This window comes from Roseovarius sp. D0-M9 (genome assembly GCF_037083805.1).
Lineage (GTDB): Bacteria > Pseudomonadota > Alphaproteobacteria > Rhodobacterales > Rhodobacteraceae > Roseovarius.
The window spans coordinates 67,855-89,497 of sequence record NZ_JBAPKZ010000005.1 but is presented as its reverse complement, the minus strand read 5'-3'; the positions used below and the strand labels follow the sequence as shown (position 1 = coordinate 89,497).

Sequence of the window (21,643 nt, the reverse complement as noted above, 5' to 3'; positions counted from 1 at the left end):
ATTTGCCTCAGGTGGCGTCTTGCTCCTTTTTGGGGGTGAGCAGGTTCTCTCCGATATCGGACAGATCGGCGCAGTCGGCCTGACGCTCCAATGCGCCCCGTTCGGACAGCAGATCCCCCTCGCCGGGCGTAACCGCTGCGGCATCCGGCGTGTCGGCGGCGGGGCGGTGAGGCTCTGCCTCTGCGTCGCTGTACGTGGGCGCAGGGTCTCGCATGGGGACGCCGTCAGGAAACACAATCTCGCGGGCCGCGTCGGGCATCGCGATGCCAGCGTCCTGAAGCGCTTGTTTGACCTGCCGCATCAGGGCCGATCGGACCTTGAAGATCGAATAGGATTTTCCGTCGAACCAGAACTGCACCCGAATGTTGACCGCCGAAGACCCAAGCTCATCGACCAGGGCGCCGGGTTCGGGATCACTCAGCACCGCAGGATGCGCGCGCAGGACGCTGACGATGACATCTTGCGCATCACCGACTGGGTCGTCGTATCCAATACCGACGATGAAATCCGCCCTCCGGTTCGGATTGGTGGAAAAATTCTCGATGATGCTGTTGTAAACCAGCGCATTCGGGATCTGGACATGGTTTCCATCCAGGGCCAGCAGGACGGTGGTGCGCATATTCAGATTCTGCACGATACCCTGATGCTCGCCCACCCGTATCCAGTCGCCTGCCCGAAACGGGTTTCGGACACTCAAAAGGATACTCGCAAGAGAGTTTGCAGCGATCTCTCTGAAGGCAAGGCCCAATACGATACCGACCAGTCCGGTGCCGCCGAGCACGGTAATGGCAAGGCGTGTGAGACCTGCGACCTGCAAAACAAGGTAAAGGCCGATCAGGATCACCGGAATCGCCAACGAACGCGCCACGATCTGAAGAAGCAGCGGAGAGGTTATGCGCCCTTGGAGCGACCGACGCGCCAAGGCAGCCACGCCAAGCGCCACGACCCACGAGAGCAGGAGAATGAGCAAGGAAACCACGAGGAGCGGCGCAAACCATTGAGCGCGATCAGCCAGCCGTTGAACCTCGCGCCAGGTCGGCGTCAGATCCCAGCTTATTTGTGGCTCCACTTCGATGCGATTGACGACCGCGACGACACCCTCGGTCCGAAGCGCCAATTGCAGCGCCCATTCCTTGTGCTCATCGGTTCCGGTCAGGCCATCAAGGAAAACGATGCCCTCGCGCACCGAGACGGCCACCGGATCAAACCATTCGCTGGCGTCGAATATCCGTTTCAGACGATCCGCAATGTCGGAATCGCGCGCATTGGGCGCGACGGCGATCTCCTTTTGCGGATCACTGGAGGCCGCCTCATCGCTGGCCGGCGAGGTCTGCGCCTGCAAAGGCCCGCCCGAAAGCCCGAGTGAAAGCACGGCCAGAAATGCCAGGCGCCAGAGAAGCTTTGCGAAGCAACCGAGGTTGAGCACGACACGTGGCTTCATGAGTTTGCCCAACGCTTGATGGATGACGACCGGGTATTACTAGACCACGCTTGTTCCCCCTACGTCCAGACCATCGGTAGCCCTGCCGCTGACCGGGGCCGCGCCGCGCCCTATTCTTCGACGATGCGGTGATACTGCGGCACGCCCCCAAGAGGATCGCCTCGCCCGCCCTCAGCTCCGCCAGGTGATTGCTTCCGCAAAAAACCGCTGGGGGTTCGCGGCAACACCCATGTCAGTCACGGCTGCAGGCGCTCGACCTTTGCGACGGCGCTGCTTATGCTGCGTCGCAGCGAGAGAGGCTGTATGAGCGTTTTTCTTATCATCGTCGCCCTGGCGCTGCTGATCGCAGGTGCGTGGCGTGGCATTTCGGTGCTTGTCCTTGCGCCCGTGCTGGCGATGCTGGCGGCACTGGTGTCAGGCGCGCCGGTCCTTGCGGGCTATACGCAGATTTTCATGCACGCGACCGGAGGCTTTGTCATTGCCTTCTTTCCCCTCTTCTTGCTGGGCGCGCTGTTTGGCAAGGTCATGGAGGCGTCGGGCGCTGCGTCCCGATTGGCCCTAGCCATTGCAACCGCCCTTGGCTCGGGCAACGCGATCCTTGCCATCGTGCTGGCCTGTGCGCTGCTCACCTATGGTGGCGTGTCGCTTTTCGTCGTGGCATTCGCGGCATGGCCGCTTGCGCGGGCGCTCTTCGTGCAGACCGGCCTGCCTGCGCGCCTGATCCCGGCGACCATCGCGCTTGGGGCGTTCACCTTCACCATGACCGCCCTGCCCGGCACCCCGTCGATCCAGAACGCGATCCCGATGGCAACCTTTGGCACGACACCCTTTGCCGCGCCCGGCCTCGGCCTGATCGCCAGTGCCGTCATGCTGGGCTTTGGACTGGTCTGGTTGCAGATGCGGGTGCGCAGGCTGGACGGTGCGCCCGCCCCGAAGACTTCAGACGCCGCACCGCAGGCGTCGCACCTGCCGCTATGGATCGCACTGGTGCCAATCCTGTCTGTCGGGGTGGTTACGCTGGCAATGGGCAACTTTATCCTGCCGGCGCTCGACACCTCGTATCTTGGCGACCCGGTTTATGGGGCGACCGATCTCGCTCGGGTCAAGGGGCTTTGGTCGGTGATCACGGCGCTGACCGTGGCGCTGGGGCTGGCGTTGATCCTCAGCCGCCCGCCACGGATGATGCAGGTTTTGAACGCAGGCGCGGAGTCTGCGCTATTGCCCCTCTTCAACACCGCAAGCCTCGTGGGCTTTGGTGCCGTCATCGCGGCGCTGCCCGGATTCGAGGCACTAAGGCAGAGCCTGGAAGGATTGTCCGGCGGCGATGTCCTGATCTCTGCCGCGCTGTCATCGGGGGCATTGGCAGGGATCACAGGCTCGGCCTCGGGCGGGATGTCAATCGCGCTGGATGTGCTGGGGCCATCGCTGAGCGCGCAGGCAGCGGCACAGGGGGTCGATCCGGGGCTTTTGCACCGCGTCGTCGCCGTTGCGACCGGCGGGCTCGATACCCTGCCGCACAACGGGGCGGTCATAACACTATTGGCCATCTGCGGCATGACCCACCGCGAGGCCTACGTCGACATCTTTGTCGTCGCGGTGGTCATACCGACGATCGCCTGTGCATTGATCATCGGGCTTGGAATGATGTTTGGCAGCTTCTGACGGTCATGATCCGGCCCGGAAGGCAAACAAGTCGGCCACAGACCATCGGGAATACGATATGGCGTGCGGGGGCAAGGTGCGTAAGGTTGAAGTCACATTGTCGAGGGAGAATTGCGCACCGTGTTTGAAGTCATCACCATAAGTTTCGCCTTCTTTTTCGGATTGGCTGTCCGGCAGATCGGTTTGCCGCCCTTGGTTGGCTTTCTGGCCGCCGGGTTTGCCATCAACATCTTTGGCCCGGCGCTGGCTCTGCCCGAATATACCGGCGAAACACTTGGCCATGTCGCGCATCTGGGTGTGTTGATGTTGCTCTTTACGGTTGGGCTCAAGCTCAAGCTTGCCCAGATCGCCCAGCCACAGGTCATCGGTGGGGCGCTTCTTCACTTCGCCATCTCGGTCGCGGTCTTCATGCCGGGTCTCAAACTGTTCATGGGATTCGACTGGAACACCGCGCTTTTGCTGGCGATTGCGCTGTCCTTTTCGTCAACCGTGCTGGCCGCGAAACTGCTGGAAACCAAGCGTGAATTGGGCGCATTTCATGGGCGCACCGCGATTGGTATCCTGATCGTGCAGGACATCATCGCGCTGATCGTGCTGGCCGTCTGGTCCGGGCAGACACCAAACATCTGGGCGCTTCTGGTCTTTGGCGTGCCAGTATTGCGCCCGATCCTGCATCGGCTTCTGGATTTCGCCGGGCATGACGAACTTCTGGTGCTCATGGGGATGATGCTGTCGCTGGTGATCGGCGGAATGGGGTTCGAGGCGATGGGCCTGTCCTCGGAAATCGGTGCGCTGGTGATGGGAGTGCTTTTGTCCACCCATACCCGCGCCAAGGAATTGGGGGCCTCGCTCTGGTCCCTCAAGGAGATCTTTCTTGTCGGCTTCTTCTTGCAGATCGGGCTGACGGGACTGCCTGACTGGGGGGCGATGGTCTTTGCGGTTGCGGTCGGCATCGTGCTGGCGCTCAAGGGGGTGCTTTTCTTTGCACTCATGGTCGCGTTCAAGCTGCGTGCGCGCAGCGCATTCCTGACCGCGCTCAGTCTGACGGCCTATTCTGAATTCGGCCTCATCGTCGCAGCGGGCGTATTGCCCGATTACCTCGTTCCGCTGGCCATCGCCGTCTCGATCTCCTTTGTGGTTTCCGCACCGCTGAATCGCTATGCGCATCCGCTCTTTGAACGCTACGAGGGCAAATTGCGCCGCTATGAACGGGATACGATCCACCCCGACGAGCAACCCAAGAACATGGGTGACGCGGATGTGTTGATCTTCGGAATGGGGCGCACGGGCAGTGCAGCCTACAATTCTATCGAGGAGCAGGGATTAAAGGCGCTGGGTCTGGATGCCGATACCTACAAGGCACAAGGTCATCACGAGGCCGGGCGCAATGTCATGTTTGCCGACGCCGAAGACAGCAATTTCTGGCGCAGCTGCAACCTTGGACAGATCAAGGCCGCGATCCTTTCCATGGATGATCTTGAGGCCAAACTGATCGCAGCCCGCTCGCTGCGGCAGCGCGGATTTACCGGGCCCATCGTTGCGCACGCCCTGCATGAGGCGCATCAGGACCAGATCCGTGAGGCCGGCGCGGATTACACCTATCTGACGATGAATCAGGCAGGGATCAGCCTGGCCGAGCAGGCTGCGGAGGCGATGGCCAAAACCTGACGCAGGATCGGCCCCTTGCGTGCGGCATTCTGCTCCGCTGCCGAGCATTGAAACCAGTGCCGTCGCTCAATAGGTAAGACGGGCACGATCAGGAGTTTGAAGATGACCCACATCACCCGCCGCCGCCTGCTTGTCTCTGCCGCTGGCTTTGCGGCCATAGGGCCATTCGCAGCCACAGCACAAGCCACGACGCCTGCCATTCATGTCTTGAAGGACGAGAACTGCGGGTGTTGCTCTGCTTGGGTGGAGATCATGCAAGACGCGGGCTTCGACGTGACGACCGAGGCGAGCTTTGGCACCCTGCTGATCCGCCACAAGCAGGACAACGGCATTCCGCAAGAGATGCATTCCTGCCATACCGGCGAGGTCCAAGGCTACATGATCGAGGGGCACGTTCCAGCCGCTGACATCCGCCGGCTGCTGGCCGAGCAGCCGGACGCCGTTGGCCTTGCCGTGCCCGGCATGCCCTACGGATCCCCCGGCATGGGACCGGAAAGCAAGCGCGACGCCTATGACGTGTTCCTCGTCTTGCAGAATGGCAGCACGGAAGTCTTCAACAGTTACCCAGCGGCCTGATTTAATCACTGTGGTTGCCGTGGCCCCGTCGAGGCGTTGCAATCCCTGGCTTCGCAATAGGCTCAAACCGCCGTTCATGCGCAGCGTTGCATAAGCGGACTTCTATGACGTTTGCGGTCCAACTCTGCACCGAGGCACATGTTATCGACCTAAGTCGTCGCCGTGTGTTATCCATTCTGGAATATTGCGTCAGTCGGATGTCACACGGCCTGAGCAACGCTAGAGCATCCATTCTATCGGTAGCCAGCTTCCTGCACGAACAAAGGCGCGCAAGATAAAACTTGTGCGGGGCTCACTGTCATGAACCACGGTTTCACCGTTGGAGGTGAGTTCGTGCCACTCAATTCCGCCCGACTCAGTGGCCTTTACGTCGTAGACAAGGCTCATTTCATCAAGTGAGCGCGAAAGGCGCTGCGCAATGGCAGGGCTATCAAAGAGAATCCCCATTTCGGTATTCAGCGCAGCCGATCGAGGGTCAAAGTTGAAAGAGCCGACGAAAACCTGCCTGCCATCGATGGAAAAGGTTTTCGCATGCAGACTTGATGTCGAGCCTCTCAGAATTTGCGTAAATGTGAAGTCTTCGGCCTGCGCCCGAAGGTCTGGTCGGGAGCGGAGTTCGAGAACGCGCACACCTGCCGCAACCATTTGATCGCGGTATCGCATCCACGCCGAATGCACCACGGGCACATCCGTCGCCTCTAGGGAATTGGTCACCAGCCTTACCTCTTGTCCAGCTTTTGCCAGGTCTTCGAACAGTGCGCTGCCCGTCTTGCCCGGAATCAGATATGCTGAAACAACATCGACCGATTGTTCCACCTCGGACAACTGTTCTGCCAAACGTTCCATCAAAAGGTTCTCGCGCGCCGCGCGACCCAAGCCTTTGGCCGGGTCGTCACTGACCAGAACAGCCTCTGTCCATTCAAGGATATCCTTGCCTGCAAGCAGATTTTCCACCAGCGGGGATGATGCGATTGCTGCGAGATAGTCGGATCCCAAAATACTCTGTCTTGCAGTATCTACTGCCGTTGCCAGCGTGCCTCGGCCGGTATCAGACGCAGGTAGAATGTGTTCTGCCGGATAGCTTGAATCGCTGTTCCAATAGAGATCGAAATCAGTCGAAACAGCTGTTGCGATTTCGCCGACGCCCAGCAAGTCGAGATCATAATACGCCACCCCTTCGCCATAGGCGAAGTAGATGTCCCCGACATTGCGTCCTCCGACTATGGTGGCAAGACCATCGGCGGTCATCGATTTGTTGTGCATCCGCCGATTGAGGCGCGGAAAGTCAAAGCCGTAGGACAAAAGCTTTGGCTGCCTCAACATGAAGGGGTTGAACAGCCGTACTTCAAAATTCGGATGAGAGTTGAGGGCCGAAAGCACGTCATCAAGACCGGGTATGCCATTGTCATCAAGCAAAAGCCGGACGCGAACCCCGCGATCCGCGGCTGCGCGCAATTCATCGAGCAACAGCCACCCCGTCGTGTCGGCCTGCCAGATGTAATACTGGACATCCAACGAGGCCTCTGCTGCACGGATCAACAATGTGCGCACCGCCAAGGCATCCCGTCCATCCGCAAGCGCTGCAATACCGCTGAGGCCCGGATGAAGGTCAATCTGTGGGGCAAGCGTCCTGCCAAGCCGTGTCTCTGCACTGGGAGGAAGGGCAACTGTTTCCTCAATTGCGCTCCGATCCGGTAGTGCGTGGGTCAGCCGAAGCGCGACAAGCGCGACGCAAACGAAAACCAGAAATACAAGGAACGCTCTCAAAACGCGCATCGGGTGCTTTCTGCTGCAGTAGCGGCAAGCCGAATGGACATGCGATGCGCCAGTTTCAGCATAGTGATTTTCTTGCAATTGATCGACAATTTATGAATTGGGCGCCAAACTCTGACAGCTTTCGAATGGTGCCGCGGATAAAGGGCGTGCCCATCTTGCCAAAAGTTCTCCCCCCGGCCTGACGGGTGGAAGGTGAACACCTGTCAAAGACCCCGCCGTCACAAAACGCCACCATCATCCGCGGATGCAAGTCTACGGGATGCAAAGCGCGTCCTCAGGCTGCCATCAGTTGCAGAACTGAAACCGCGCCGATCTTGGCCCCCAGAGGAATTGCATCGAGGTCCACGACAAAGTTCGGATTGTGGGGCGAGAAAGGAAACATGCGCCCGTCCGCAACCGCCGCCTGAAACGCCCCCGGATCGGCGATGCCCATTGCCAGGTAGGCCACCTTTACATCGGGGTTGTCGCCTCCGAGCAGATGCGCGTCCTCGGATCCTGTCGCAGGTGGAAACTCGGTAACGAGGTTTTCGTCACCGAGCAGGGTGGCCAGCGGTGCCTGAAGCTGGTTGATCGCGTCCTCATGATTGACCAAGGCAGGCGAGTTTCCCTTCATCACAACGGTGGGCATCCGGTCGGGCGGAGATTGCGTGCGCAGACAAGCGTGACATCCTCGATCCACGCAAAGAAACGTGCCGGATCAAGTTCGTCGGTGCTGAGCGACACCGACATCATGTCGATAGCATGGTGGCCGCCTTCGGCGATGTGGTGATGGTGCGCGCAACCCGCGTCGCAGATGTGGCCCAAGGCGTCCTGATGCGCCACCTCGGAACTGCCCACCCGGAAAAGGTCATGCGCACGGCGGTCAAGGAGCACATCGAGCGGCCCCTGCCCGCGCTGCGTCAAATGCAGTTCGGCGCGCGGGTTGATCATCGTCAGCAGGTCTCGGACCGATTGAACATCCGAATGTGGCACGGCGTCGATCTTGTTGAGGATCAATACATCCGCGAAAGCCACCTGATCGTCCAGCTCCCGCGCGGTGGCCCGCGCTTTGGAGAAATGCTGTGCATCAACCATGGTGACGACCGCATCAAGCCTTGTTCGCGCGCGGATACTGTCCTCGGCCAGAAAGGTCTGCGCAACGGGCACCGGATCGGCAAGGCCAGTGCATTCCACGATTATCCCGTCTACCGGCTCCGACCCGGAAAGCACCTCCCCGATGGTTTCCACCAGGTCGCCCCTGACCGAGCAGCACAGGCAACCGTTGGCAAGTTGACGCAGGTTTTCCTGTGCGGCCACGATCAGTTCAGCGTCTATTCCGATCTCGCCAAACTCGTTGACGATGACCGCGTAGCGCCTTCCGTGATCTTCAGAAAGTATCCGGTTCAAGAGCGTGGTTTTCCCCGCACCAAGGTAGCCGGTAAGGATCGTGACCGGGATGGTCATTTCGACACCTTGGGCGCGAGGGGGCGCCCTGCCCTCTTTCGACCGGCGCCCCTCATGCATTGTCCTTGATGAGCGCACCGTTCTTCATGATGACCCGAAGGTTACGCTCGGGATCCGCCAGAACCCCCAGATCGGCGACCGGATCGGCGTCGACCAGCAGGATATCCGCCCATGCGCCCGCAGCGATCACGCCCAAGGGGGCCGGATAGGGATCACGGGTTCCGCAGGCGGCCATGTAACGGCCATTTCCCGATGTGGCCTGCTTGAGGACATCGAAGTTACTGAAGAAATTGCCAAGCTTGCCCAGCAACTTGCCCTGCCGCTCTGCAAGGCTCGGATCGAACAGAACGTCAGTGCCAAAAGCAATGTCGATCCCGTGCTTGCGCGCCAGCTCGTAGGCGCGGGCCGTGCCTTCGGATACCCTGATCTGCTTGGCGCGCGATACCGGATCGGAAAAGGGGATTGCATCTTCGTCGTCGAAAAACGGCTGGATGCACCACAACGTGCCGGTTTCGGCGATGATCTGCGCTGTTTCGTCGTCGGCGAGGTGGCCGTGCTCGATACAGCGGACACCGGCCCGGATCGACCGTTGGATCGCTTCGGGCGTGTAGGCGTGCACCATGACGTAGGTGCCGTAATCTTCGGCGGCCTGAACGGCGGCGCGCAATTCCTCCTCGGTGTATTGGATCACCTCGAGCGGATCATAGGCGGACGCCACGCCACCGCCTGCGGCCAACTTGATCTGCGTGGCCCCCTGCATGAGCTGCTCGCGCACACGCCTCAGCACTTCGTCGACGCCGTCAGCGATGGACCCGCCCCCCATAAGCTCGACCGGCGCAGGAGACTTGTTGGGAAACCGCGGCAGATCATTGATCGAACGATAGTCGCCATGCCCGGAGGTCTGAGAAATCATTGCCCCCGATGGGTAGATGCGCGGCCCGGTGATCTGCCCCTCGTCAATGGCACGTTTCAAGGCAAAAGAAGGTCCGGCGCAATCGCGCACGGTGGTAAAGCCGCGGAGCACGGTCCGCTCGGCCTCTTGCGCGGCAATGATGTGCAAATACGCAGGGTCACTGGTCATGGCGATGGCCTGCGGCACCGCCGCCAGTGATGCGTGCCAATGCGCGTCGATCAGGCCCGGCATCAGCGTCCCGCCACGTCCCTCGATGACACGTGCATTCTCGGGATGCGGCACCGAAGCTTCCTGCACTGCGGTGATCCGGTCGCCATCAACGACCACGGTCAGCCCATCGCGGAGTGCATCCGCTGTGCCGTCAAAAACCCGCACATTGGTAAAGACCGTTGGTCTAGGGGCGTCGTTCGGCGCAGGCGTCTGGGCGCGCACGGCACCAAAGATGCCCAATCCGGCGGACGCGGCACCGGCGCCCATGCCTGCAATTATTGCCCGACGTGAGAGGTCGGCTGTGATTTTTCGGGTGAACGCCTGAGTGAATGGCGTGCAACACAGACACCCCATCCCATGATTTGACGGGGACGACAAATTTGACTGAGACAACAAGTCGCCGGACTTTGACGGATACATGAGACTTCCCTTGGGCTGGGAATTTCGTGAGACAATAACATGTTTCCGCGATTTTCAGTCGGCCTTTGTCGCTGCTGTCATCACAACTGGCTGGGAAGTGAGCCACTTTGGCGCGCTTTGGCTGCAAACCCTGGCCTCACACCACGGCCCATGTACCATCGGTGTTTATCCCGCAGAAGTGGTCCAATGAGTGATGAAAGGCGCCTCGGCCGAGCGGGTCGGGGTCCAGAAAAGTGCCGGAACGTTCAGCGCCGTGCCACTTGCGCGATCATGCCCGGTCCACAGGTATGTAGGTAGCGCAACCGAGGATGCCCAAGTAAGAGTTGATTTCTCGTACCGGACAGCTCTTCGTGGCAAAGTGGTCCAATAGTGAGCTTTGCCCCCCGATAAGTGAGAGAGAGCTGGCAGATTTTTTGCCTCACGACGACAGAAGAAGAAATTGCTGGGCTGGAACAGAATGGCGCGGACGGGATATTTGCGACTGACAATTACATCGGCCTCAAATTTACTCTGACGAATTCAACTCCCAAGTTGTCCGCTGGGAAATACGAATACTCAGGTGAGAGTATCGCACCCGAGTTGTCAGTCGACGGCGCAACCATCACCACGCCATATGACTTCCCCCTTGGGTGTGACCGTTGTCACCGTTGATGCGCGGGACAGTTCCGGCAATTCACGGTCAGTGTGGTGGATACCACCGCACCGGCCGTACTTCGGCAGCCGGCTTCCGTTTCATGGTGGTGCAGATGCCGTCCCAAATTGGTGCGGGGTCAAGACCAGGGGCCCTCGCGCCTACCCCGCTGTGTATTGGCTTTGCGACCTTCGGATCTCGGCTGCGCGACCATTTGGGGGGCATTTTGGGACTGCCCCGCCATGGCGCGCAGGGCGGCCACGCGGTTTTCGGTCGCGGGGTGGGTCGCAAAAAGGCTGTCGTGCTTGTGCGCGTGCAGAGGGTTTATGATGAACATATGCGCCGTCGCCGGATTGCGCTCGGCTGCGTCATTGTCGATCCGTGCGGCACCCAAGGCAATCTTCTCCAGCGCCGATGCAAGCCACAGCGGGTGACCACAGATCTCGGCACCAGCCTTGTCTGCGGCGTATTCCCTTGTCCGGCTTATCGCCATCTGCACCAACGCCGCCGCGAACGGCGCGAGGAACATCAGCAAAAGCGTCCCAACCAGCCCGAGCCGTTCCCGCGAGCCACCGAAGAAAAGTGCAAAATTTGCCAGCATCGAGATCGCACCGGCGAAGGTGGCGGTGACTGTCATGATCGCGGTGTCGTGATTGCGAATATGGGCAAGTTCATGCGCAATAACGCCTGCCAACTCCTCGCGGTCAAGGCTTCGCATCAGGCCCGTGGTCACAGCCACCGCGGAATTGGCCGGGTTGCGCCCCGTCGCAAAGGCGTTGGGCTGCGGCGTGTCGATCAGGTATACCTTGGGCTCGGGCAGGCCAGCCTTCTGCGCGAGGTCGGCCGTCATGGCATAGAGCCCCATGCGATCACCGCGTGTCACAGGCTGGGCGTTGTGCATGCGCAGCACCATGCGGTCGGAGTTCCACCAAGCATAAGCGTTCATGGCTGCCGCAACGACCAAGGCGATCATCGAGCCGCCCGCCCCGCCGAGCAAGTAGCCGAGGCCCATGAAGAGCGCGGTCATCGCCGCCATCAGTATCGCTGTTTTCAGATAACTCATCTTTGTCTCCAGAAAGTCACCTTTTGGGCACGCAGGAGATATGGGTAGGTTTTCCCAAGGTGCAAGCATGTGCACCACTCGATCAGCAAAGCCGAGGCTCGGGACGGCGCGGCAATCAAGATCCGGGGCGAGACATCCCGGATCTGAGCTACTCCCCATTCCTTGGACAGGATCTGGCGTAAATTAAGCTACTTTTTGCACCTGCTGATCGGGTTGGGTTTTGTCTTTTCTCAGCCAATAGACCACGGCAGGTGGTCTGCCGCCAAGGGCTGAGTGTGGGCGTTGGTGATTGTAGAAGGTCATCCATTTCCTGATGCCTGCCTTTGCTTCCGAGCCGGTCTCCCAGGCATGCAGATAGACGCATTCGTATTTCAGCGTCCGCCACAGCCGCTCAATGAAGATGTTGTCGAGGAAGCGGCCTTTCCCATCCATCGAGATGCGCACGCCGGTCCGGCGCAAGCGGTCCGTCCAGGCAAAAGACGTGAACTGGCTGCCTTGATCGGTATTCATGATCTCGGGCGGGCCGAGCTTGTGGATGGCCTCGTTCAGCGCTTCGACGCATAAGTCGGCCTCCAGCGTGTTCGAGATGCGCCAGGCAAGCACCTTCCGGGTATGCCAGTCCATGATGGCAACGAGATACAAGAACCCCCGTCGCATCGGCAGGTAGGTGATGTCCGAGCACCAGACCTGGTTCGGACGATCCACCCTCAGCCCCCTGAGCAGGTAGGGATAGATCTTGTGCCCTTTAGCCGGCCTGCTGGTGTTGGGCTTCTGGTAGATCGGCATAAGCCCCATAAGGCGCATCAGCCGACGTATCCGCTTCTCGTTCACCAGATGACCGTCGTTGCGCGGGTGCCAAGTCATTTGCCGGACGCCGAAGAACGGCGTTTCCAGGAACTGTTCATCAATCAGCCGCATCAGGCTGAGGTTCTGTTCGGTCTCGCCTTTGGGAACGTAGTAAAAGGATGATCGTGCGATCGACAACAGCTTGCACTGCTGGCCGATCGACAGCTCTGGATGATCGGGTTCAACCATGCCGCGCCTCACTTCCCGCCCCACGGCTTGAGCTTTCTTTCCAAAAAAGAGTTGGCCACCGCCAGCTCCCCGATCTTGGCGTGCAGTTCTTTCACCTGCTCCTCGTCGATCTCGGGCTTGTTCCGACCGCCGCGTTCAAACACGCCTGACGCGCCCTCGAGCAGGGCACGTTTCCATTGGTGAATCATCGTTGGGTGGACCCCGAACCGGCTCGCAAGCTCGGCAGCTGTTTCCTCGCCCTTCAAGGCCTCCAGTGCGACCTTCGCCTTGAACTCGGGCGCGTGCTGTTTGCGTTTCGACATATCTGATCTCCTTCATGTTGAAGATCAGCAGACTGCAAATCGTAGCTTATGTCAGTGCCCGAATTTCGGGGGGTAGCTCAAACCGCCCGAATGCTTTGTATCGTCCATCCCTTTCGTCATATCACTGAGGTTGCTCCAGTAGCTTAGGTTTCTAGCGTTGTACATTTAATGCAACTCATTGATCTGGACAACAATAGCTTATATTATCGCGTTATAACAAAGACTTGACGAACTCTGCGTAGTTTCCCTGTCTCTCCGCCACTAAATCCCCGACAATGCTACTTTTCAAGTTCAGGGACGAGCGGCTATCTGTCCACGGCCTGTGAAAAAGTCATCATCGTATGAAGGATCACTGCGTCACCTGTGTCGACTATCCCAACTCTGAAACGGGGTGCTGAGCGGCCAACGCCCAAGTATTCTGTCTCATTCGGTAATCAGCTGGTAAGTAGCGTATAGTTTTCCCAATGCACGTCGTCTAATGTTGATCACGAAAACGTGAGAATCTGCAAAGGGGTACCAAGAGATGATTTTCAAGACTGGAACTGCGTTGGTAATGCTCGCTGCGATGACGGCGGGCCAAGCGCTGGCTGATGAAGAGCTTCGCGAAATCGCGCTTGATATGTTCTTGCCCCTGCCATCCACGGTTCCTGCTCTGAACGACAACATCGTCACCCCCGAGAAAGTCGACTTGGGCAAGGCGCTGTTTTTCGATCCCCGCATGTCGGCCTCCGGCGTCTTCTCCTGCAACTCATGCCATAACCTGGCGACCGGCGGGGATGACAACATGCCGACTTCGATCGGGCATGGCTGGCAGAAAGGTCCACGTAATTCGCCGACCGTGCTGAACGCCGTGTTCAACGAAGCGCAGTTTTGGGATGGTCGTGCGCCGGACTTGGCGGAGCAAGCAAAAGGCCCTGTTCAGGCGGGTGTCGAAATGGCGAATACACCTGTGAACGTGATCGCCACCCTGAATTCAATGCCGCAATATCAAGGGTGGTTTCAGGACTCTTTTCCCGATGACGAAGATCCGGTCACCTTTGATAACTTCGCGCGCGCGATCGAAGCGTACGAAGCGACGCTGATCACCCCTGCCCCTTTCGACGCCTGGCTGAACGGTAACGACGCCGCCATGTCCGAGCAGGAGGTCCGCGGCATGGAGACCTTCATCGACGCAGGCTGTGCATCCTGTCACTCTGGCGTAAACTTGGGCGGCAACGGCTACTATCCCTTCGGCTTGGTTGAAAAGCCTGGCGCTGACGTCCTGCCCGAGGGTGACAAGGGGCGCTTTATCGTGACGGAAACCGTCGGCGACGAATATGTCTTCCGTGCGGCCCCCCTCCGCAACATCTCGGTCACCGCGCCTTATTTTCACTCGGGCGTGGTTTGGGATCTGAGGACGGCCGTCGAGATCATGGCTGAATCCCAGCTGGGCGCTGAATTGTCCGACGATGAGGTCACGGATATCGTTGCCTTCCTCGACGCACTGACCGGCGAAATGCCTGAGGTCGTCTATCCGGTCCTTCCAGCTGAAACCGCGATGACGCCTCGACCCACCGGCGAGATTGTCGCGGAATAAAGACCTTAGGCTGCCGCCTCAATATCCGGCACCCGACTAAAGACCTGCGCATCGCGCGGGTCTTTTTCGTTGGGTGGCACTATTTTGAAGCGTGGCCGCAGATCGCATTTGACTGCTTTGCAGAAATTTTTCCCATCCACACCATGCCGGGATGATGCAAGACGATACACCATGTGTATGCTCTGCCGGGTGAACAATTCAGCTCGCCGGATTCGCGAGCATGCGGGTGCTATGCCGTCTTGCGTCGCCTAACCGGCCGAAGTCATGCAAGCACAGAGTTGCCTCTCATGGGTGATGGCGAAACTTGACGTATGACTCACCGATGCCTGTTTGGCTGAGCAGCAGGACGACATAGTCCTTGCAGATCCGATTTTCCGCTGAAATCACCCGCGTCAACACCACTGAGCCTGAAGCCGTTGCGGTCATCTAGGTCCGTCACCGAAAAGTCGGCATCAAACCCTGCACCACTGCCGAATATAGCGTAAGTTTCACCGGCGTGTCTCTTTCCATCCGAACCGACGCTTTCGGCACCGATAATCAAATCGCCAAGACCATCACCATTCACGTCCCCGGCGGCTGAGACGGACCAGAGACTGCCATAGTAGGACCATGCCGCGAGGTTATCATGTGCATCGACCCCACTCACGCGAAAGCCGGGGAACCACCAAATCAATCAAGATTTGAGCGTTACCGACAACCCGGCACCGTCCGTATCCCGCAGAATGGACCGCACTCAAGACGGGCACTGTGAGTGGATTGTGTGCGTCGATATTTACCGCAAACCAGATCAAACATAAGAGGTTTGCGGAAAACCCTGCAAAAGCAAGGTGGTACCCAAGGCCGGACTCGAACCGGCACGCCTTGCGGCGGGGGATTTTGAATCCCCTGCGTCTACCATTCCGCCACTTGGGCGCACTGCGCGCGACATTTAACGAATGGCTGCGTGCACGTCCAGCCCTGCCAGCGCGTCCTTTGCGCTTTTTGATAGGCAAGGATGCGCCGGGCCTGAACGCCTGTCGGGGCTTGACCGTCCCTGCCCTGCCGTGCACTGAACCCTTCACATTCTTTCCGGAGCGCGCGCCCCCGATGATCAGACGTCTTTACGACCGCACCATCGCGATGGCGCAACACCCGAACGCCCTTTGGGTGCTTGCGCTGGTCGCCTTCATCGAAAGCTCGGTCTTTCCCATCCCGCCCGATGTCATGATGATTCCGATGATCCTTGCGCGCCCGTCGCGCGCCTGGCTGATCGCCGGAGTCGCGATGGTCGCCTCGGTGCTGGGCGGCGTCCTCGGATATGCCATTGGCGCCTTTGCGTTCGAGCAGATCGGCCAGCCGATCCTGCAATCTCTGGGCAAGGCAGACGCGATGGGCGAGTTTTCGACGCGCTTCAACGACATGGGCTTCTGGGCCGTGCTGATGGCCGGGATTACGCCCTTTCCCTACAAGGTCATCACGATCATGTCCGGCTGGACGGGAATGCCGCTGGTCACCTTCATCACCACATCGGTTCTGGCGCGGGGCTTGCGATTCTTCATCGTTGCCGCACTTCTTTGGAAGTTCGGCGCGCCCATCCGCACCTTTGTCGAGCGGCGTTTGGGCCTGATGTTCGTCCTCTTCTTTGTCTGCCTTGTCGGCGGCTTCCTCTTGATCAAGGTCTTCTGAGCCATGTCGCGCAACGCCTATATCGCCCTCGCTGCCATCGGATCGGTGCTGCTCCTTGCGGCGGCCTACGCATTTCAGCACATCGGCGGCCTCGCGCCCTGCCAGCTGTGCCTTTGGCAACGCTGGCCGCACTTCGCTGCAGCGTTGATCGGGCTTTTTGCGCTTGCGCTGGGGCGGTGGTCGCATGGCCGTTTCATGCCGTGGCTGGGGATGCTGGGCGTTCTGACAAGCGCAGGCATTGCCGCGTATCACACCGGCGTCGAGCGCGGCTGGTGGGAAGGTCCGACATCCTGCGCAGGCGGCGGCCTTGGCGCAGGTTCGGGCTCCGACCTTCTCAGCCTCGATGGCCCGCTGGGCGTCGTGATGTGCAACGAGGTGGCTTGGCAGATGGCGGGCCTGTCGATGGCCAGCTGGAACATGCTGGCCTCACTTGCGCTGGCAGGTCTCTGGGCAATGGCAGCGCGGCGCTGACGGCATCTTGACCATCCCTCCCGCGGCAGCCTAGCGTTCCGGCAACCGATGCCATTCGGAATAATGCCAGTCCCAAAGGTGCCCGCCATGCGCAATCTCGATCCCGTCAACTACGTCTCGCCCGCCATCCATTCCGAGGACGTCCAGCGCATTTTCAGCGCAACCTGGCAGCTCATCGGCCCCGCATCGCGGCTGGCAACGCGAGGCGATTACATCGCGGTCGAGATTGCAGGCCAGAAGATCTTCGTCATGCACACGCGCGACGGGCTGCGCGCCTTTCGCAACGTCTGCCGCCACCGGGGCGCGCGTCTGCTGCCCGAAGGCACCGGGCGCTGCAACACGATCCGCTGCCCCTATCACCAATGGGTCTGGGGCGAGGATGGGTCATTGCTGAACGTGCCCTTCTGGGGCGATGACGCCGAATTCGAGCTGTCGGACTGGGCGCTCGACCAGATTGAATGGCGCGTCTGGCGCGGTCTGCTCTTTGTCGCCATAGCACCCGAGACGGCCTTCGACGACCAGTTGGGCGACATCATCGCCGAACTGGAGGGCGAGCCCATCGAGGACTACACTTGGGTCCATGAAGAGCGCCTTGTTTTTGATGCCAACTGGAAGATCTACACCGACAATTTTGTCGAAGGGTATCACATCCCCGGCATTCACCCCGCCTTTCACCGCGCCATCGAGTTCGAAGCGTTCGAGACGACCGCGCTGGACGGAATGGTGCGCATGACGGCGCCCCCGCGCGATGGCCTCTTCTATCGTGGCAAATGGATGTGGATGTGGCCGAACTGGACGCTGTCCCTGTTCAATGGCGGCATGAACACTTCGCGCATCAATCCGGTCGATCACCAGCGGACCGAGCTGATCTACAACTTCTACTTTGCCGATACATCGGATGCGGCGGCCGAGGCACGGGCGCAAACCATCGAGGGCAATCTGCAAGTGATCCGCGAGGATTTCGAGGTCTGCCTCGAAACGCAGAAGAACTACGCCAGCGGCGGCTATCGCGCCGGCCCGCTCTCGCCCCGGCACGAACAGGGCGTCGCCTATTTCCAAGAGCGGCTGCGCGCCAGCAGAGCCTGAGCGCGCAGCCTAGCCTTCCGATTTGCGCGTGCTCAGCAGCAGGTTCGTCTCGCTGCTGACGATGCCGTCCATGCGCCGGATCTGGCTCAGCACGCGGTCGAATTCTTCCAGCGTGGGCGCGCCGATTTCCACGATGATATCCCAGCGCCCATTTGTGGTATGACTGGCGCGCACCGCGCTGAGACCGTTGAGCTGGCGCAGAATCCTGTCTGTGCCGCGCCCCTCGATGCCCAGCATCATCAGCCCGCGCACCGGATCGCGCGCCGCATCCGCCTTGAGCATGACGGAAAAGCCGACGATCTCGCCCGCGCGTTGCAATTTTTCGATCCGGCTGCGCACCGTGGTGCGCGACACGCCGAGGCCCGCGGCCAGATCCGACAGCGACGCGCGCGCATCATGGCGCAGCGCGGATATAAGAGCACGATCCGTATCGTCCATTTCGGCGATAATTCCTTCCATTATGGCCAATCTTGTTCCAATTTGTGCAATTTGTCCACTTCCATCCACCCCATTTGCGCAACACATTGCGGGCAACACAGTTTAGGAGAGCGACATGACCGGCAAGACATGCATTCTGATCGGCGCGCCGATGGACGCTGGCAAAAACCGCAAGGGCTGCCTCATGGGGCCGGACGCCTACCGCACTGCCGGAATCGGTGCGGCGCTGGCGGATCTGGGCCATGAGGTGCTCGATATCGGCAATGTCGCGCCCGACGCCGCAACAGCGCATGCCAACCTGCCGGATCATGTCCACCAACCGGCCGAGATGATCGGTTGGACCGCGGCGCTGGCCCGCGCTGCCGAAGAGGCGCTGCCCCGCGGCCTGCCGATTTTTCTTGGCGGCGATCACGGCCTTGCGCTCGGCTCGGTCCTTGGGGCAGCAAACCATGCCGCGCGCGAGGGGCGCCCGCTTTTTGTGCTGTGGCTGGATGCGCATACGGATTACCATACCCCGCAGAGCACGGCTTCGGGCAATCTGCATGGCGCGCCCCTGGGCTATGTCACCGGGCGCGACGGCTTTCACGGCTTTCCCGAGGTGGCCCATCCGGTGCCGCACCGGAACATCTGTCTGCTCGGCCTGCGCTCGGTCGACCCGGACGAGCGTGAGGCGATGCAGGCCTCCGAGGTGCGGTTTCACGACATGCGCAGCATCGATGAGAGCGGGATCGCGCGCCCCCTTTCCGACTTCCTCGACGATGTGAAGGCGGCAAACGGCATGCTGCACGTATCGCTGGATGTCGATTTTCTGGACCCGTCCATCGCACCTGCTGTCGGCACCACCGTGCCGGGCGGTGCGACGATGCGCGAGGGGCATCTGGCGATGGAGATCATATGCGACTCTGGCCTCATGACCTCGCTTGATCTGGTCGAGTTGAACCCCTTTCTGGACGAGCGTGGACGCACCGCGCAGGTGATGGTCGATCTGGCCGCCTCGGCGTTGGGCCGCCGTGTCTTTGATCGCCCGACCCGGGCCTTTTCATGACAGTTCAGGCCCCCTCCCACGTGGTGATGATCCGGCCCAACCGGTTTCGTCCAAACCCCGAAACCGAAGCCGACAACCGGTTTCAGTCGCGCCCGGCGCTGGCGGCCGAAGATGTGGCGCAGAATGCCGCGTCCGAATTCGACGCAGCCGTCGCGCGGCTGCGCGCCGAGGGCGTGGGCGTGGGCGTGCATGTCTTTCAGGACGAGCGGGACGACACCCCCGATGCGGTCTTTCCGAACAACTGGTTCTCGACCCATCCGGGCGGCCATATCGCCGTTTATCCGATGTTCGTGCCCTCGCGCCGCCGCGAGCGCCGCGCCGATGTGCTCGAAATGCTGAAAAACGAATACCGCGTGCAGGTCGTGACCGATTATTCTGGGCTCGAGCAAGACGGTCTGGCCCTTGAGGGCACCGGCGCGATGGTCATCGACCACATTGGGCGCATCGCCTATGTCGCGCGCTCGCACCGGGCCGATCCGATCCTGCTGGAGCGGTTTTGCACCAACTTCGGATACGAGCCGATGGTTTTTGACGCCATCGACGAGGACGGCGCGCCCGTCTATCATACCAACGTCATCATGACGATCGGAACGCATTTCGCGATGGTGTCACTGGACATGATCGAGAATGCCAGCCGCCGCGCCGAGATTGCCGAGCGTCTGGCCGAGCCGGGCCGCGACATCATCGACCTTTCGCATCACCAGATCGCGGAATTTGCCGGCAATGCCATCGAGCTGAGCACACCCACCGGCCTGATGGTGGCCATGTCGTCCCGTGCGCTTGCCGCGCTGGATGGCTCCCAGATTGCCCTGATCGAGCGTTCGGCACGCATCGTGCCGCTGGACATCCCCACAATCGAGAGCGCCGGAGGATCGGTGCGCTGCATGATCGCCGGTCTGCACCTCGCCAAACGCAACTCAAACCCCGAGAAGGCCCCCAAATGAGCAACCTTTCCCCCTCCGAAAAGGCCTATGTGCCCTTCGTCAGCGTCGACAACATGATGAAGCTGATCCACCACATCGGTATCGAAGAGATGCTGGCGGGGCTGGCCACCTACATCGAAGACGACTTCAAGCGGTGGGAGCTGTTCGACAAGACGCCCCGCGTCGCCAGCCACTCCGAAGAAGGCGTGATCGAGTTGATGCCGACCTCCGATGGCGAGGTTTACGGCTTCAAATATGTCAACGGCCATCCCAGCAATACCAAGCAAGGGTTGCAGACGGTCACTGCCTTCGGCCTGCTGGCCAATGTCGGCAACGGATACCCTGTGCTGCTCAGCGAGATGACGATGCTGACGGCGCTGCGCACGGCCGCCACTTCGGCCCTTGTCGCCAAATACCTTGCGCCCAAGGGGGCCGATACCATGGCGATGATCGGCAACGGTGCGCAGTCCGAATTCCAGAGCCTAGCGATGAAGGCCATCGTCGGTATCAAGACCGTTCGGCTGTGGGACATCGACAAGGCCGCGACCAGAAAGGCGGCCAAGAACCTCTCAGGGATGGGCCTGAACGTGATCGAGTGCGACAGCGCGGAGGCCAGCATGGAAGGCGCGCAGATCATCACGACCTGCACCGCGGACAAGCAATATGCCACCATCCTGACCGACAACATGGTTGGCGCGGGCGTGCATATCAACGCCATCGGCGGCGACTGCCCCGGCAAGACCGAGCTGGCCCCCGCCATTCTCGAGCGCTCGAGCGTGTTCGTCGAATTCCCGCCCCAGACCCGCATCGAGGGCGAGATTCAGCAGATGCCCGAGGATTTCCCCGTCACCGAACTCTGGCAGGTGATGAATGGCACGGCCAAGGGCCGCACATCGGAAAGTCAGATCACGCTGTTCGACTCGGTCGGCTTTGCCACCGAGGATTTCAGCGCCCTGCGCTATGTGCGCGCCCAGATCGAGGGGACCGAGTTTCACCAGCCGCTCGACATGCTGGCCGATCCTGACGATCCACGCGACCTCTTCGGCATGCTGCGGCGCGCCACGCCCAGCTAAGCCCGGCATGATTTCGAAAAAAGGCGCGGCCCCCATGTCACCGGGGGTCGCGCCATTTTTAAATTTTTCTTGGCTGTCATATGGCGCCGCAGAGCCGCCCCTGCGGGCCACCCTGCGGCCACCTTTCCTCCGGGCCCCGTGTGCCTGTTGGAGAAAGAGCATGAGCCCGAGGAAAACCACAGCGGCCCGGTCGGCTGCCATAACCGCACCGGGCCACTCCGCAAGC

Annotated in this window: 19 protein-coding genes and 1 tRNA gene; 10 read left to right on the top strand and 10 right to left on the bottom strand. The window is 60.4% G+C overall.

Features of this window, described 5'->3' with window-relative positions; translation table 11 throughout:
- Positions 1-7 precede the first annotated feature (7 nt).
- Positions 8-1,441 (bottom strand): mechanosensitive ion channel family protein, encoded by a 1,434-nt coding sequence (locus V8352_RS05415; protein WP_336423243.1) that lies wholly within the window; start codon positions 1,439-1,441, stop codon positions 8-10.
- A gap of 303 nt (positions 1,442-1,744) precedes the next feature.
- Here V8352_RS05415 and V8352_RS05410 point away from each other — a divergent pair, with 303 nt between their 5' ends.
- The 3 genes from V8352_RS05410 (at position 1,745) to V8352_RS05400 (ending at position 5,347) form a co-directional block, all read left to right on the top strand.
- A complete protein-coding gene (locus V8352_RS05410; protein WP_336423242.1) occupies positions 1,745-3,103 on the top strand; it encodes a GntP family permease in 1,359 nt (452 codons plus the stop codon).
- A gap of 120 nt (positions 3,104-3,223) precedes the next feature.
- A complete protein-coding gene (locus tag V8352_RS05405; protein WP_336423241.1) occupies positions 3,224-4,771 on the top strand; it encodes a cation:proton antiporter domain-containing protein in 1,548 nt (515 codons plus the stop codon).
- Positions 4,772-4,873: 102 nt separating this feature from the next.
- Positions 4,874-5,347, top strand: coding sequence for a DUF411 domain-containing protein (locus V8352_RS05400; protein ID WP_336423240.1), 474 nt, complete (start codon positions 4,874-4,876; stop codon positions 5,345-5,347).
- A 219-nt stretch (positions 5,348-5,566) separates the two neighbouring features.
- On the opposite strand, the gene V8352_RS05395 is transcribed toward V8352_RS05400, so the two are convergent.
- From V8352_RS05395 to V8352_RS05370, 6 genes are all read right to left on the bottom strand, one after another.
- Entirely contained in the window at positions 5,567-7,201 is a 1,635-nt protein-coding gene (locus tag V8352_RS05395) for a phospholipase D family protein (RefSeq protein WP_336423239.1), read from the bottom strand.
- Positions 7,202-7,397: 196 nt separating this feature from the next.
- The gene (locus tag V8352_RS05390; RefSeq protein WP_336423238.1) at positions 7,398-7,751 is read right to left on the bottom strand and encodes a hypothetical protein; all 354 of its coding nucleotides are present in this window, start codon (positions 7,749-7,751) and stop codon (positions 7,398-7,400) included.
- Complete coding sequence (locus V8352_RS05385; RefSeq protein ID WP_336423237.1) at positions 7,736-8,566, bottom strand: CobW family GTP-binding protein; 831 nt, start codon at positions 8,564-8,566, stop codon at positions 7,736-7,738. The genes V8352_RS05390 and V8352_RS05385 overlap by 16 nt, the downstream gene beginning before the upstream one ends.
- A gap of 52 nt (positions 8,567-8,618) precedes the next feature.
- Positions 8,619-9,956 carry a metal-dependent hydrolase family protein gene (locus V8352_RS05380; protein WP_336423236.1) on the bottom strand — a complete coding sequence of 446 codons (1,338 nt, stop codon included), beginning with the start codon at positions 9,954-9,956 and terminating at the stop codon, positions 8,619-8,621.
- 923 nt (positions 9,957-10,879) lie between these two features.
- Positions 10,880-11,803 (bottom strand): zinc metalloprotease HtpX, encoded by a 924-nt coding sequence (htpX, locus tag V8352_RS05375; protein ID WP_336423235.1) that lies wholly within the window; start codon positions 11,801-11,803, stop codon positions 10,880-10,882.
- 183 nt (positions 11,804-11,986) lie between these two features.
- A protein-coding gene (locus V8352_RS05370) for an IS3 family transposase (RefSeq protein WP_336423234.1) occupies positions 11,987-13,140 on the bottom strand; the annotation gives its coding sequence in 2 pieces (ribosomal slippage) (positions 11,987-12,888 and positions 12,888-13,140; 1,155 coding nt in all).
- A 553-nt stretch (positions 13,141-13,693) separates the two neighbouring features.
- Here V8352_RS05370 and V8352_RS05365 point away from each other — a divergent pair.
- Positions 13,694-14,716, top strand: a complete 1,023-nt coding sequence (locus tag V8352_RS05365; protein WP_336423308.1) for a cytochrome-c peroxidase — start codon at positions 13,694-13,696, stop codon at positions 14,714-14,716.
- Between the two features lie 316 nt (positions 14,717-15,032).
- Here V8352_RS05365 and V8352_RS05360 read toward each other — a convergent pair whose 3' ends face one another.
- On the bottom strand, positions 15,033-15,362 hold the full coding sequence (locus tag V8352_RS05360; RefSeq protein ID WP_336423233.1) for a hypothetical protein: 330 nt from the start codon (positions 15,360-15,362) through the stop codon (positions 15,033-15,035).
- 182 nt (positions 15,363-15,544) lie between these two features.
- Positions 15,545-15,628: transfer RNA gene (locus V8352_RS05355), tRNA-Leu, on the bottom strand.
- Positions 15,629-15,802: 174 nt separating this feature from the next.
- Here V8352_RS05355 and V8352_RS05350 point away from each other — a divergent pair.
- The 3 genes from V8352_RS05350 to V8352_RS05340 all read left to right on the top strand — a co-directional run bounded on the left by V8352_RS05350 (position 15,803) and on the right by V8352_RS05340 (position 17,938).
- Entirely contained in the window at positions 15,803-16,381 is a 579-nt protein-coding gene (locus V8352_RS05350) for a YqaA family protein (protein WP_336423232.1), read from the top strand.
- Between the two features lie 3 nt (positions 16,382-16,384).
- Complete coding sequence (locus V8352_RS05345; RefSeq protein ID WP_336423231.1) at positions 16,385-16,852, top strand: disulfide bond formation protein B; 468 nt, start codon at positions 16,385-16,387, stop codon at positions 16,850-16,852.
- Between the two features lie 87 nt (positions 16,853-16,939).
- Complete coding sequence (locus tag V8352_RS05340; RefSeq protein ID WP_336423230.1) at positions 16,940-17,938, top strand: aromatic ring-hydroxylating oxygenase subunit alpha; 999 nt, start codon at positions 16,940-16,942, stop codon at positions 17,936-17,938.
- Positions 17,939-17,947: 9 nt separating this feature from the next.
- Here V8352_RS05340 and V8352_RS05335 read toward each other — a convergent pair whose 3' ends face one another.
- A complete protein-coding gene (locus V8352_RS05335) occupies positions 17,948-18,376 on the bottom strand; it encodes an Lrp/AsnC family transcriptional regulator (RefSeq protein WP_336423307.1) in 429 nt (142 codons plus the stop codon).
- A 115-nt stretch (positions 18,377-18,491) separates the two neighbouring features.
- Here V8352_RS05335 and rocF point away from each other — a divergent pair, with 115 nt between their 5' ends.
- From rocF to V8352_RS05320, 3 genes are read left to right on the top strand one after another with little or no spacing between them, the layout of a single operon-like run.
- Entirely contained in the window at positions 18,492-19,421 is a 930-nt protein-coding gene (gene rocF / locus V8352_RS05330; protein ID WP_336423229.1) for an arginase, read from the top strand.
- A complete protein-coding gene (ctlX, locus tag V8352_RS05325) occupies positions 19,418-20,365 on the top strand; it encodes a citrulline utilization hydrolase CtlX (RefSeq protein WP_336423228.1) in 948 nt (315 codons plus the stop codon). The genes rocF and ctlX overlap by 4 nt, the downstream gene beginning before the upstream one ends.
- Positions 20,362-21,417, top strand: a complete 1,056-nt coding sequence (locus V8352_RS05320; RefSeq protein ID WP_336423227.1) for an ornithine cyclodeaminase — start codon at positions 20,362-20,364, stop codon at positions 21,415-21,417. Before ctlX ends, V8352_RS05320 begins: the two co-directional genes overlap by 4 nt.
- Positions 21,418-21,643: the final 226 nt, after the last annotated feature.

Excerpts from the sequence above, each read along its gene's own strand:
- V8352_RS05415 (WP_336423243.1), bottom strand. The coding sequence starts at position 1,441 with ATGAAGCCACGTGTCGTGCTCAACCTCGGTTGCTTCGCAAAGCTTCTC.
- V8352_RS05410 (WP_336423242.1), top strand. The coding sequence starts at position 1,745 with ATGAGCGTTTTTCTTATCATCGTCGCCCTGGCGCTGCTGATCGCAGGT.
- V8352_RS05400 (WP_336423240.1), top strand. The coding sequence starts at position 4,874 with ATGACCCACATCACCCGCCGCCGCCTGCTTGTCTCTGCCGCTGGCTTT.
- V8352_RS05390 (WP_336423238.1), bottom strand. The coding sequence starts at position 7,751 with ATGCCCACCGTTGTGATGAAGGGAAACTCGCCTGCCTTGGTCAATCAT.
- V8352_RS05385 (WP_336423237.1), bottom strand. The coding sequence starts at position 8,566 with ATGACCATCCCGGTCACGATCCTTACCGGCTACCTTGGTGCGGGGAAA.
- V8352_RS05380 (WP_336423236.1), bottom strand. The coding sequence starts at position 9,956 with ATGGGCGCCGGTGCCGCGTCCGCCGGATTGGGCATCTTTGGTGCCGTG.
- htpX (WP_336423235.1), bottom strand. The coding sequence starts at position 11,803 with ATGAGTTATCTGAAAACAGCGATACTGATGGCGGCGATGACCGCGCTC.
- V8352_RS05365 (WP_336423308.1), top strand. The coding sequence starts at position 13,694 with ATGCTCGCTGCGATGACGGCGGGCCAAGCGCTGGCTGATGAAGAGCTT.
- V8352_RS05350 (WP_336423232.1), top strand. The coding sequence starts at position 15,803 with ATGATCAGACGTCTTTACGACCGCACCATCGCGATGGCGCAACACCCG.
- V8352_RS05345 (WP_336423231.1), top strand. The coding sequence starts at position 16,385 with ATGTCGCGCAACGCCTATATCGCCCTCGCTGCCATCGGATCGGTGCTG.
- V8352_RS05340 (WP_336423230.1), top strand. The coding sequence starts at position 16,940 with ATGCGCAATCTCGATCCCGTCAACTACGTCTCGCCCGCCATCCATTCC.
- V8352_RS05335 (WP_336423307.1), bottom strand. The coding sequence starts at position 18,376 with ATGGACGATACGGATCGTGCTCTTATATCCGCGCTGCGCCATGATGCG.
- rocF (WP_336423229.1), top strand. The coding sequence starts at position 18,492 with ATGACCGGCAAGACATGCATTCTGATCGGCGCGCCGATGGACGCTGGC.
- ctlX (WP_336423228.1), top strand. The coding sequence starts at position 19,418 with ATGACAGTTCAGGCCCCCTCCCACGTGGTGATGATCCGGCCCAACCGG.
- V8352_RS05320 (WP_336423227.1), top strand. The coding sequence starts at position 20,362 with ATGAGCAACCTTTCCCCCTCCGAAAAGGCCTATGTGCCCTTCGTCAGC.